This window comes from Paenibacillus sp. FSL E2-0151, from assembly GCF_037993015.1.
Lineage (GTDB): Bacteria > Bacillota > Bacilli > Paenibacillales > Paenibacillaceae > Paenibacillus > Paenibacillus amylolyticus.
In genome coordinates this window covers 6,507,738-6,521,047 of sequence record NZ_CP150308.1, presented here as the reverse complement: position 1 = coordinate 6,521,047, position 13,310 = coordinate 6,507,738, and the positions used below count along the sequence as shown (strand labels likewise).

At 50.0% G+C, this 13,310-nt stretch carries 6 protein-coding genes; 5 read left to right on the top strand and 1 reads right to left on the bottom strand.

Annotated features, from left to right (window positions below):
* Nucleotides 1-618: 618 nt before the first annotated feature.
* Nucleotides 619-2,223 (top strand): DEAD/DEAH box helicase, encoded by a 1,605-nt coding sequence (locus MHI55_RS28885; RefSeq protein ID WP_340387889.1) that lies wholly within the window; start codon nt 619-621, stop codon nt 2,221-2,223.
* Nucleotides 2,224-2,717: 494 nt separating this feature from the next.
* Here MHI55_RS28885 and MHI55_RS28880 read toward each other — a convergent pair whose 3' ends face one another.
* Nucleotides 2,718-3,650 (bottom strand): hypothetical protein, encoded by a 933-nt coding sequence (locus tag MHI55_RS28880; protein WP_076209727.1) that lies wholly within the window; start codon nt 3,648-3,650, stop codon nt 2,718-2,720.
* Between the two features lie 408 nt (nt 3,651-4,058).
* On the opposite strand from MHI55_RS28880, the gene MHI55_RS28875 reads away from it, so the two are divergent.
* The 4 genes from MHI55_RS28875 (at nt 4,059) to MHI55_RS28860 (ending at nt 13,301) form a co-directional block, all read left to right on the top strand.
* Complete coding sequence (locus MHI55_RS28875; protein WP_340387887.1) at nt 4,059-5,852, top strand: VWA domain-containing protein; 1,794 nt, start codon at nt 4,059-4,061, stop codon at nt 5,850-5,852.
* A 241-nt stretch (nt 5,853-6,093) separates the two neighbouring features.
* The gene (locus MHI55_RS28870; protein ID WP_340387885.1) at nt 6,094-9,483 is read left to right on the top strand and encodes a tubulin-like doman-containing protein; all 3,390 of its coding nucleotides are present in this window, start codon (nt 6,094-6,096) and stop codon (nt 9,481-9,483) included.
* Nucleotide 9,484: 1 nt separating this feature from the next.
* Nucleotides 9,485-11,932 carry a transcription initiation factor TFIID gene (locus MHI55_RS28865; RefSeq protein ID WP_340387883.1) on the top strand — a complete coding sequence of 816 codons (2,448 nt, stop codon included), beginning with the start codon at nt 9,485-9,487 and terminating at the stop codon, nt 11,930-11,932.
* Nucleotides 11,933-12,017: 85 nt separating this feature from the next.
* On the top strand, nt 12,018-13,301 hold the full coding sequence (locus tag MHI55_RS28860) for a vWA domain-containing protein (RefSeq protein WP_340387881.1): 1,284 nt from the start codon (nt 12,018-12,020) through the stop codon (nt 13,299-13,301).
* Nucleotides 13,302-13,310: the final 9 nt, after the last annotated feature.

The following is a 13,310-nucleotide window of genomic DNA, read 5'->3' as shown; positions in this document are numbered from 1 at the left end:
CCTTTCAATTCCTGATACTTTCGCAAAATTGCTTCCTTTTGATCATTTTTCAGGATGACCTTCACAACAATTTATAGAATCATAGCAGCTATCTCTATCTCAACGATATCTCTCAACTATCCTGGGATTATGAACATAACGATCCATTACATCCATCTCAAAAAGTACCATAGACAGTGTGACCCGCTATGCCCTCAGCCTGACCACGTGCAGTTCAATCCTCAATCCCATTCTACAGAGTCAGAGTCATACTTCGAGTTAGCGCCTTATCTTGCTCCACTCATCATCGTTCTCAGAGGGGATCCTATGGTTACTGTAAAAATCATCCTCACACTCTCTGTCAAAATCAACCTCAAACTCACTTGGTCGATACAAGTTACGCTGATCTTGGGATTTTGTGCTACAAGTTAGGGGTGTAACGCTGTATCCCCTTTTGTTTTGCTTGACTAACGTGTAAACTACAGGTTATGGAGAAGAAGAGCAACGAGTGGATTGCTTTTTAAAAAATTCATTTCATAATCATGATTGATATAAGGAAAACTAGTCTTGATGGCAGATACTGATACTAAGGTCATTATGAAATGGACTTATCTAAATGAATATACAGAGGTGTAACGATTGGCAAACTTTGAACAACTGGGCATTCGCCCGGAATGGTGCGAGATCCTGAAACATCAGGGCATCGCCGTGCCGACTCCGGTACAGGAGCGTTCGATTCCGGTACTGCTGGGTGGACGCGATATTATCGCCGAGGCACAGACAGGAACAGGGAAAACGCTGGCATTTTTGCTGCCGATTATTCAGAAAATTAACGTATCCGACCGTTCTCCGCAAGCGCTGATTATCGCGCCTACGCGTGAGCTTGCGCTGCAAATTACGGAAGAAGCGAAGAAGCTTACTGCTCACGACGATAAACTGCACGTGCTTGCCGTATACGGCGGGCAGGATGTGGACAAACAACTGCGTAAATTGCAGAACGGTACCCAGATCGTTATTGGTACACCGGGTCGTCTGCTGGATCACCTGCGCCGTGGCACGTTGAAGCTGGATAATGTGAAAAAACTGGTGCTGGATGAAGCCGACCAAATGCTGCACATGGGCTTCCTAGACGATGTGGAGACGATTCTTAGCGAGCTACCACATAAACGTCAGACAATGCTGTTCTCAGCAACGATGCCAAAGGGCATTCGCAATCTGGCGAAGACCTACATGAAAGATCCGGAAGATGTAAAAGTATCTTCCCAATCTGTTATCCCGATCAAACAGATTCGTCAGCAAGTGCTGGAATGTACGGATCGCGGTAAATTAGAAGCACTTCGCGGCATGATTGATACGTATCGCCCATACTTGGCGATTATTTTCTGCCGGACCAAGCGTCGTGCATCCAAGCTGAACCAAGATCTGCGTGAAGCAGGTTATGCAAGTGATGAACTTCATGGAGATCTGTCCCAATCCAAGCGTGAGAACGTAATGAAAGCATTCCGCGATGCCAAACTGCAAGTGCTCGTTGCTACAGATGTAGCTGCACGTGGACTTGATGTTGAAGGCGTAACGCATGTGTTTAACTACGATATGCCGCATGATGCGGAAAGTTATATCCACCGGATTGGTCGTACGGGCCGTGCAGGCGGTACAGGTCTTGCTGTAACGTTTGCAACAGAGCACGACAGACCGGAACTTGCACGTATTGAGCAAGGGATCGACCAGAAGCTGTCCCGTATCCAGTGGACGAGCGAAGGTCCAATTGCTTCAACTGGAGCAGCTAGACGTTCCATCAACGGTCAAGGGGATGACGAACGTTCAGGCGGACGCTCTTCCGGAACAGGCAGTGCCCGTCGCGGTGCAGGCCGTAACGATCGCAGAGATGGCGGACGTGGGGGTCGTGGTTCCCGCGGCGGCGAAGGTGGACGCAGTGAAGGCGGCCGCAGTGGGGGGCGTAGCGGTGGCCGCAGCAGCGACAGCAGTCGCGGTGCAGCAGGTCAAGGTGGACGCGGTGCGGGTCGCAGTGGCGACGAGCGCAGCGCAGGTCGTGGTTCCGCGCGCAGCAGCGACAGCAGTCGCGGTGCAGCGGGCCAAGGAGGCCGCGCAGCTAGCAGCGGCTGGGCTGGCCGTAGTGCCGACAAGCGCACCGCCGGGCGCAGCAGCGAAGGCTCTCGCCGTCCGGAATCCGCAGGACGCGGACCGGCGAAGGGCGACCGTCGCGATTCTCGTCGCGGACGGTAAAGCCTTGGCGCAAGCGGCGATGCAGCCGCAATTGCGCAGGCAACATGCCATGCCACAGGGTTTGGCATGGCACATATGAGAGGGTTCGGGTACAGATGTACCGAACCCTCAGATCAAGGGTCGCGACGGAACCACGTCGCGGCCCTTTTTTCACCAGTACAGATGATCAATTCCGCTTATTCTTTTTGTCATCTGCGAGTGTCTGTTGGCGCGCCTGCTTGATCCATGGAAGATGCCATTTAGGTATTCCCCATCTAGTCTTTCTTTTTTTTTCGTGTACTTCGCTTAGCATTTGGCAGACTGCCATAAAATCCAAAAACACCTCATCCTAGACCTAAGGATGGGGTGTTTTTGGATTAATTCTTATATCATTAGAAGCATAACCTTCGATCTGTGGTGCTGACGCGCATGCAGGGGTGGACAAAATTGCATTCGTCTATATACAGGGAGTGAGTTTGCACTAAACTACGTTTTTCTTTCTCAATATATCATCCCTACAGCTGAACATCTGCGTATTGATCCCGATATTTCTCGTTATACACCCGACCTACCGACTCTGCCAATCCCCCTCGTGCCTTGCTCGGATAGCGTTCAATCGTGTGATAAAGTCTCATGAAGCGATCCTTGGGCATAAAGCGGGCGTAGCGGGTAATAAGACTAGGGAATAACTCAATATATTTGCTCTTGCGCACGGCAGCAGCAGCTACGGCTGTAAGTATCTGAATTCCATTGTGCAGCTGTAAAATGTTCACTTCATAGGTCGCGATATAACGAATCGCATCTTCACGGATCAAATCCGGCTTAAGTCGTGCGATCTCACCGATATATTCAGCGAGCAGCCGCTCGAAACTGCGTAGTAGCAAGGGCTTGAGCTGCAGATCCATATCACTGCGCAGGACAAAGGATTGTAACAGCGCAACCTGCTGCAGTCGAATCCGGTCATTGTAGACGAGTGAGCCGATCTCGCGGAGCATCTCATAGGCAAGTGCTTCATCCTGCTTTCGAGCTTCGGCGACCAGAGCCCAGTTGCGGTTAATACCCTGGCGGATGAGTTCCTCATCCTGTTGCAACGTGCGCTTCAACTCGCGCTGCTGCTCTACCTCGAACGAACGTTTCTGCATGAAGATGAGTAAGGCCAGAAGCAGCAGGGAAACGCTGGCTGCCGCCATGGTCTGATCTATGGTTTCACCAAAATAGGTGGCAGCAGCACCGAACAATATGGTAATGAACAGGTCGCGTGCAATGCGGCGTTTCACACGGGAAGTCGCCTTCGACTGAACGGAGTTCAGGGTACCCCGGCCACAGGCCGTGCACTCCTCTTCCCACAGGCAGGTGTACTGTCCACAACGTGAGCAGACTTGCAACTTTTCATAGGCATAGGTCGTTCGATGAAATGGTCGTATGGATACAACTAGTTTAGTACTCATGCTTAATCACGCTCACCATTCAGAATAGTGTAGAGGGTACGATCCGTGTCTTCGCGGGAAATTGGTTTCCTCCGATGAAGCTGGAGTGCAAAACCCTTTATGATGACAAAAAGAAACAATATGGCGAGGCATCCGTATGTAACCATAATCCGTTCCCTTCTATGGCTTGGTGAACAAGCGCTGTTATATTGCAGTTTGCTGGCAATAACTATATCATATTTCCATAGTTGGTACTTTTGTGCCAGTTCAAGGCATGAAATCGTCGATTTTTGTCAGTCATTACAAAACTGTAACTCAAGATAGGGGTGCTTTTCAGAATTTATTAGTAGACTGTTAAGATTTCCTTAAGGCTTGACGCCTATAATAAACTATTCCCATTTTAATCTCAAACGTGAAGGAGTACACCCAATGCTGCGGACACGCAAAATACGCTGGCTCAGCGGAACGATGGTTCTACTGGCAATTCTAACGCTACTGTTACCTCAAGCGTTGCTGCCACAAGCTGCAGCGGCTCAGGCACAGACAAGCGGAATCGATGCGGTACTTGTAGCCGATGTAAGTAACTCAATGAATACAAGTGACCGTGACAAGATTAGTAATGAAGCCATGAAAATGTTTATTGATATGCTGCCGGTCCAGGGGGACAAGGTAGGGATTGTTGCTTATACCGATCAGGTAGAGCGGGAAAAGGCTATGCTGGAGATTCAGTCCGATGCGGACAAGAGCAGCCTGAAAGATTTTATTGATCAGCTCGGCCGGGGGCCATATACCGATGTCTCAGTTGGTGTCGCCGAAGCCGTCAACATACTGAATCATGGTGCAGACCCATCCCACTCGCCAATGATTGTGCTGCTGGCGGATGGCAACAATGACTTTAACAAAACCAAAGGCCGTACACAGGCACAATCTGATGCTGACCTGGCAAAAGCCGTGAAGGAAGCACAGGATCAGGGTATTCCGGTGTATACGATTGGACTAAACGCCGATGGAAAACTGAACAAGAATGCACTCGCAGACCTGGCTCAGCAGACCGGAGGTAAATCATTCATTACCGATACGCCGGATGATCTGCCACAGATTCTGAGTGAGATCTTCGCCGATCATGCCAAGCTGAATGTCGTGAAGCTGCCCTCTGTAACGGGAAACGGCAGTTATCAGGAAGTTACCGTGAATGTGCCGAACGACAGTGTATTGGAAGCAAATATTTCGATCATGTCTTCGAAGCCGGTGGAAGTGCAATTGACGGACCCTTCCGGACAAGCCGTGGACCTGAATTCGGATGCAGCCAAGCTCTCGACGTCGAAGAGTTATTCACTCGTGAAGCTGTTGAAACCCCAAGAGGGAGACTGGAAACTTCGGGTAAAAGGGGCTCCGAAAGACAGCATCGATATCAACCTGGTGTTCAACTATGATCTTCAGCTCGTTGTGGACCCAATTAAGACCAAGTCCTATACCAAAGGGGACAAGGTAGATCTTGCAGCCAAACTGGAGAATGGCGGTCAGCCACTTCAGGATAATGATCTGTATACAGATATGAAGGCGACGCTGGTTGTGAAAGATGTGGATACAGGCAAAAGTGAAGAACAACCGCTGGAAAACACAGGTTCTGGTTTTGCCGGAACGTTTGAAGTACCAGACAATCATAACTATGAATTAGTCATCCGTGCGGAAGAAGACAGCTTCTACCGTGAAAGTGAGCCAATCACGATCAACGCGACCGGAGCAGCTGGAAGTGGATCTCAACCAACAACGTCTGGCGGTGAACAGGACAAGCCGTTTCCTTGGTTGCCTGTCATCCTGGGTGTTGTAGCTCTGATTGTGGTCGGTGTTGGTGCATGGTTCCTGCTGGGCTGGCTGAAACGAAAAAATCGAGGTTTTGTAGGCCAGATGGTCGTGGAGATTCGTGATGAGAACACGGGAGATAAATCATATCCGCAATATAAAAAGCTGGTATCCTTCCGGGGCAGATTCCATCTGCATCAGTTGTTGCAACTGGACCCTGAGCTGAAGGAAACCGAAAAATATGTATTTACGCCCAGCAATGGGGATCGAATTATAATCCGTAACACCGCAGGCGGTACGCTGGAGAAATCCGGACGTGCAGTTGATGCAAGCTCAGGCGTTGAACTGAAGAACGGTGACCGACTGAGCATCCCGCTGCAACAGGCGGACAAGACCATTTTAATTGAGTATCTGGTGTAAGTTGATTGTTTGGTTTAAAAGGAATGCAAATTTAAGTTGGATATAATTGTTTACACGAGAACGGAGAGGACAGAGAAAACCTGAAGAAGCGAAGCGTTCGCCTTTATCCTCAGATTTTTCCCTTTAGAAAAGGGAACCAAAAAAATCTGAGGATAACAGCGATCGGAAGGTTACTCTGTCATCGGAGTGGCAAGTGTAATGAGTTTGTGCCCAACTGGTCTAACTAAAGGGAGGACATGGAATGAAACCGATTGTTAGAGAACATATTCAGCAACTGGATGTATCACTTGGCGGAGGTATTGTCAGTGAGAAGATCAGAGTTGATACGATTGATAACCCCATTCTGATCATTGGTCTGGGAGGAACGGGAATTGATGCGCTGCTGCGCCTCAAATATCAGATCAACCGTCGTTTCAAGCTGCCACAGGACCCGGTATCCAAGAAAAAAATGGATAAGCCGGACAATGTGGAGTTTCTGGCTTTTGAGACAAACGAACAGGATCGTGCCAAAAAGTATAAAGGAATCGGACTTGATCCGATCAATGAATTCGTATTGCTGTCCAATGCCGAGATTGGCGGACTTCTACAAAACCGCAGCGTGCTGGAGCCTTATATTACGGACTGGCTGTCTCCCGAACTGAGCATTACGGACGGCATGAACGGCGCCGCAGGTGTGCGTCAGGCTGGACGTCTGCTCCTGTTCACCAAGATTAATCAGGTCGTACAGGCTATCGACAAAAAGATCAAAACCTTATCCGTAGGCACCAACAAAAAACTGATGGTGTTCCTGCTGACAGGTCTGTCCGGCGGTACAGGCAGCGGCTGTTTCCTCGATATTTCCTATATCGTGCGCGGTATTATCGAACGGGATCACGGCTCTGCCGGGATTGACCGCGTCAATACGCTTGGATACCTGTTCACGCCAGACGTGAACCTGTCCAACAAAAGCTTAAGCGAACACACTCGCGAATACATTCGCAAGAATGGATATGCTGCGCTCAAAGAGCTGGATTATTGGATGAACGTGGATAGCCGCGGTGAGCGATTTACACAGAAGTACGGCAATATTTTAACAGTTAACTCACCACTGCCGCCATTTAACCTGTGTCATCTGATCTCTGCGACGAACACCGAAGGCAAACTGCTAGAGAACGCCTACGATTACTGCATGAACGTCACGGCCGAGAACATTACCAACTTCATGGCAAGTGAGGAGAAGCAGTCTGGTGAGGAGTTTGCGATCCATGACTATATCAGCAACATTCGCACCAACATTGCACAGATGAACAAGGTGTACCCGGCTAACTATGATTACAACATCATCGGTGCATCTTCGGCTGTCCTGCCGATTGAAGAGATGACCACTTATCTGGCGTATCGGATGTTCGATAAAATGAACACCATGTTCTCCAAAGCACCAAACCAGGAGGATACCGAGAAGTTTGCCCGCAAGCTGGGTATTGATCTCGAAAGTGTGGTCAAGTCTTTTGAAGCACGCGTGCCAGAGCCGCTACCTGGTTATCAGAACAGTGAGCGTCTATCCTATGGCAACGTGGTGAAATCACAGGTTGTGAATATGGATACCGAACTGGAGCAGAACTTCCTGGCTCGTGCTCGTGAAGAATATATCAAGGCGAAGAAACAACTGCCTGGTGAGATTGCGGGTCAGTTCACTGAACAGATCCGGCGTATGTTTTTGCATCCCGAACAAGGTCCGTTTTATGTCTCCCGTCTGATTTATACGGAAAAAGGTTTCTGTGTACTGAAGATGATTCAGTCGTACATCGAAACGCTGCGTGAGAATGCCTTCCGCATTCCGCGTGATATTGAAGCAGCTCAGGAGCAGTCCGAAGAGAAGCTGGGCGATGCGAAGAGTGCTTTTGTCTCCAAAGAGAAGAAAAAGAATGCTTATATTGAAGCAAAAATTCATGAGTACTGGCTGCACGCCGACGTGGAACGCAACGATCAGATGATCGAGTTCTATGAAGATCTGTATGAGTTGCTGAACCAGGAGAACAGCCGCATTTATAACGTATTTACCGAAACGCTGAATGCCCTTAGCTCGATATTCGCCAAGAACGGTGATCTGCTGACACGTGGCGAGGAACAAGCCGATCACAAAGGCAACAAAACATATTACTGGAACGTTGTAAGTGTACCGGATATCGTCAGTGTGGTGGACGGGCTGTTGGATAAGCGTGATACAGATGATCTGATCCGTGACTTCTCTCGTGAATTGCTGGAAAACTCCAGCCAGTGGGTGAAAGAAAACGAGATTGATATCGTCAGCTCCATCTCCGACTTCCTGAGTGAGAAATTCGGTGATCTGATTACCCGTTCCATGGAAGATTTCCTGGTGATCAAATATGGTCAGGATGAGTCGGTTGAGAAATTCGTGGAACGTTTCATTGCTGGCAAGTTGGATGATGAGGCTGTTCCGGTGTTCAATCTGAGCAACAGTACAGGCAGTCTGCATTTCCCTTCATGGGGATTTGTATCGGTACCGGCACAGGCGCCAGGCATCTTGAAAGGGATTCGCAATTATCAGAACAATGCGGTGGGCAAGTCTCATTTTACCGTTAAGGAAAGTGAAGTGCGTAACCGGATATTCTGGCTGAACACCCGCAACGGGGTGCCACTCTTTGTCTATACACCACTCAAAGTATATGAGGAAAGTTATGAACGTACCATTTTGGACAAAGAAGGCATTGGTCGTCACTTGGTGCAAACGGAGAAAAACAACTGGACCTATCTGCCGTCTCCGATTCCAGAGAAATCATGGGGAGATGTGTACGAGAACGCCCGCGTGAAGCAGTATAACGCCCGTGTACGTAACGAATTCGTACAGGCACTCGGATACAACATTGTGACAGCCAAATCGATTGATGAGAATACAAGCAACCGGTATGCGATTGTGACAACAGAAGCGTTTGATTTGTCTGCCAAATTGGGAGCCTACGACATGCGTCTCACGTCCACCACGCCGAACCTCGGGGAAGTGAAGCGGGCGGTGATCGAGCTAAAACGTCTGCAATCCGAAGGGTTGCCACGTGTAGGAGTTAAGGATATTTTCGGCAGTATTAATGAAGATATGGCCAAAGAAAACCTGGTACGCTCCCCGCAGCTGATCGCGCGCGTACGTGAGGAACTGGCAAAGATGAATGCCATCTCGGCCAAAGTCGCCGAACTCGAAGGCATTCTTGCCCAGTACCAGGACGAAGAGCAGTGGTATGACCGCTTCATCGAAGCGTTATATACTGACACCATCGTCAAAAAAGGTGCGCTCTACGTCTATGACCGTGACCCGGAAGAAGATGCATGGGAGCCGTTCGCAAACCTGATGAAGAGCCGTAACTTTGCCGAGTATGAAGTGTTTGGCAACTTCCGTGGTCTGGCGGAGAAGGATCGCAGTACATTGCTGCGCAAAGCCTCCCGTCGGGATAATGATCTGACGGCTTCAGAAGATATCACCCCACTGCTGACAAAGCTGGATGATCTGGCTGCGCTGTTCATGGAATCGCGTGATCGTCTGGAATATGAGCGGGTAGAACTGGCTAACGGAGAAGACATCTATCAGTTCTACAGAACAATGTCGTCCAAGCTGAACGACATTCGCAGAAGGCTGAAGTAAGATGGCGGCCGGGATGGAGTTCAATTCGAACAATACCCTGAAGCGTGATCTGGAGAAGTATGCAGCGCAGTATGCAATAGAGCAGGAGCGTCAAGGCAGCCTGGGCGATGGACGCAGCAGTATCCATTACCCGGCGCTGTTCCTGTTTGTGGGTGATCTGGTTGCACCTGCAGTGTCTGCCGTGCAGGAGATCAATCGGCTGAAATGGGATAACGGAGACGGTGTGGTCTACGTTCAGATTGGTACAGAAGATCAGAAAGAGCATCCGGGTGAAACGAGGAATGGTGGCTCGTCCGATGATGGTCAGGTGACTTGTCACCGCTTGCCTCTGTCCGCTGGGCAGACGGAGCGACCGTCCAAAACACGGCGCAAGGATGTACACCGCAGTTTCCACGAATCGGATCAGGCGCTCTACGATCTGAATCGTACGCTTCGTCGGGTCAGTAACCGAATTGCCGAATATGGACGGTTATACTCGTCATTTGATCGGATTTACGTTACGGTGGTAACCAGAGCAGATGATCCGTTGAATGTATTGTTGTCAGAGCTCACCAAGCTGACGGAGACCATTTTGTCCCAAGCCTTCAAGTCGGTGCAGACGGATCTGCATGTATTGGTGAGCGAGATGGAACAGGTGGATTCCTTCGGGTATGCCAGCGCAGCAGGCCTCGCTTTTCTGCGGGAACTGGATTATATGCAGTCCTTGGACTACACGTTCAGCGGTAAACTGCTGGTGACGGAGGATGGGATCTCCATTCCGGTTACACATCCCGCGTCACCGTTGTTTGATCTGGTATATCTGTTGTCCGACAAAAATGAGCGTGGAACCGGCGTTCCCGGTGGCTGGATCGAAAATGCCGAGATCATCTGCCGCATCTGCCTGCTGAAGAACAGGAAGCAGGATGTGGATCACTCGGGTAGCGTTTCAAGCACGGGAGCGAACACATACAACAATACATCTTTTAAAAACAATATTCGTACTACCTCTGATCAGCATGGTTATGCCAGCGCGGGTTTTGCCGAGATCAGGCGGCCAAACAAGCCGATTGCACTGGCAGTGTTATATCACATGTATCGGTATCTGCTCGCACGCATGCGGCAGGAGCCGGACTGGAGCATTAAGGACAAGCTATCTTTCTTTGGACTGGACGCGGCCTCGGTGGAACGCAAAGTCGAAGGCCTGCTGCCCGATGAAGATCTGGTTAGTGGCATGAGTGGCATCATGACGCATAACGTCAGTTTCTCTGATCTGAAGCCGCTCTCACTTCGTGAAGCGGAGAGAGCGTTGTTTGGACAAGGAGCTGAAGCGTACTTCCGCGATAACGTTGTCCGTCTTGTCGAAGAGCGTGTGCGCGAGCGCAGCTCTAGCGGTTCCCTGCGCCGTCATGCTGAACATTCCCGCGTGGAGCATCCAGAGGTTGGTTACTTCCAGTGGGCGGCCTGGAGTGACAGTGAGCCTGGCAGTGTGCGTGAAGCGCTGCTCGGATTGATTCGGGATAAATCGATGCAGCTTGAATCGGCACGTGCTCTGCTGGAGCAACGTCAGCAAGAGCGAGTGGAAGATCAGTCGTTCAAACGAGCGTTGTTCCGTGATAAACAGAATGTGCGCAATCTGATTGACTGCATGCTGGAGCGAGTGTATGTACCAAAGGTAGAATTACTGCGACTGGAAAATGAATTACATCTGCTGCGTATCTACGATACGGAGATGGAAGAACTTCATCGTTTTAGTCGCCACGTCACAGCAACACTTGAAGCGCTGGAACGCACACTGCGAGAGACAGCTGCCCAAAGTATCGCTGCTGCGGATGAATACATCGGGCAGAACGTGATGGAGTACTACGGCAAAGTGACGGAAGAGTTAATCATCGACCTGGAAGCCAAACGCGGACGGGACGTATGGTTTGAGGAACGTTACATGGGAGACATGAACCGGCTCGCCACGGAAGGCGATGACCGTCTGCTGAAACGGTTGATGGAGGTATGTCACTCGTTGCTGCTTACAGCAGAGCCATTGCGATTGCCATTTGAAGAAGAGCTGCTGCAGCGGGCCAATGTAACGATTGCCTATGGAGACAAAGACGTATTGACCCGGGATGATCTGTTCCGCAGGTTGTACCATACGCTGGAGGATCAGGCGGTGGTTCGGGTCCGGGTATTTGATTATACGCAGGAACATCGATATGAAGAGAAGTATTTCTTTGGTGACCATCATAGTGCTTTCATGGACTACGCGGCACATGCCGAAGAGACGTCACGCATCTACAAGCTGGGTGTGGTGTACGAAGAACGCAGCAGTGGCGTGGAGAAGCTGAATCTGATGGGCGGTTTCCATCTGGAGGATCTTATGGTGTATCGGAACGGCAAGGTATATTATGACTCGTACACGGAGAATGGTTATGAACTTCACCCCGCAGGTCTGGTGGAAAAGTTGTCACCCATTCGTTAAGACGCCGACGGTGTCCTGACACCCAGCACCAATCTTGTATTAACTCAGCCTGTTTAAGGCTGGTTTGGAAAGGATGCATGCACACATGCAGCGAAAAATCAATCTTCTCCTGGTCCTGTTCAGCCTGATTGGCGGGGCAGTGGGCTTTGCGGCAGGAGAAATCATGCTGCGTCAATGGCTTGGGGAGATGCCACGTCTGTTGCTGATGGGATTATACTTTGGCGTACTGGCGCTGAGCGTTGGATTGTTCTGTTTGATCGCAGAGATGATCTCACCCAAGCTGAATGGCGCTTCATGGAAGCTCCGGTATCTGGGACTGTCGTGGAAATTGCTTGTTCCGGCAACACTGGCTCTGTTATTTGTTGTTGGACTCGCCCTGCAATTGTTGTATCAGATCAATCCGGGCGGTGTGAAGCAAGTGAAGGACATCGTACTGATGATCGACAACTCGGGCAGCATGAGCGAGACAGATCCGGATAACGGACGCTTTGAAGCCGCCAAGACACTAATCAGCCAAATGGAGAGTGACAAACAGGTAGCTGTCATTACGTTTGATGACCAGCCGCAGTTGTTACAGCCATTTATTGCGCTCGATAATGAAGCGGCCAAGAATGAGGTTTATGGCAAAATCGATGGCATTGTCACGACTTCGGGCGGCACCAATTTTGATGCCGTGCTGCGGGAAGGTATGGAACAGATTCAGGGCAAACAGGACCCGAAACGCGGTACGGTGGTCATCTTGTTATCCGATGGCTTCAGTGAAGCGGACACGACCGATATTTTGTCCCAATATAACAACGAACAGATTACCATTAATACAGTCGGCCTCAGTCTGGTAGACCCATCAGGAACGGATTTGCTGCGTAATATTGCCCAGCAAACGGGTGGCATGTACTATGATGTACCGGATTCCGGTGGTCTGAATCTGGCATTCCAGCAGATCTACGATACGATTGATGAACGGACACTGGTAACGGAGCGTACAGGTATGATGGAGCATAGCGTTTATCTTGCGATTTTCCGTGTCGTTGCCGTACTGCTAATTGGAGTAGCACTGGGTGTGTCACTCGGACTTGTGTTTGATAACCGTCATCTCGCGCTCAGCTTTGGTATTGGTGGTGCGGTGTCGGGTCTACTGGCAGGGCTTCTGCTGGAGTGGGGACTCGACGGTTCGAACGTGGGTGATACATTCGTACGTCTTGGTGCGATGCTCATTTTGTCTGGCGTATTGACCCTCTTCTCCTGGATTGTTCCGATTAAGGAGAACACGCCGCGGAAGAGCAGGGGTCGTCGTGAAGCTGGCGGCGGAACTTCTTCTGCCGAAGGGTTTGGTCAGAGACCAAGAGATACACGCAGCAAAGGATTCTAACGTCGGGAG

Excerpts from the sequence above, each read along its gene's own strand:
- MHI55_RS28880 (WP_076209727.1), bottom strand. The coding sequence starts at position 3,650 with ATGAGTACTAAACTAGTTGTATCCATACGACCATTTCATCGAACGACC.
- MHI55_RS28870 (WP_340387885.1), top strand. The coding sequence starts at position 6,094 with ATGAAACCGATTGTTAGAGAACATATTCAGCAACTGGATGTATCACTT.
- MHI55_RS28860 (WP_340387881.1), top strand. The coding sequence starts at position 12,018 with ATGCAGCGAAAAATCAATCTTCTCCTGGTCCTGTTCAGCCTGATTGGC.
- MHI55_RS28865 (WP_340387883.1), top strand. The coding sequence starts at position 9,485 with ATGGCGGCCGGGATGGAGTTCAATTCGAACAATACCCTGAAGCGTGAT.
- MHI55_RS28875 (WP_340387887.1), top strand. The coding sequence starts at position 4,059 with ATGCTGCGGACACGCAAAATACGCTGGCTCAGCGGAACGATGGTTCTA.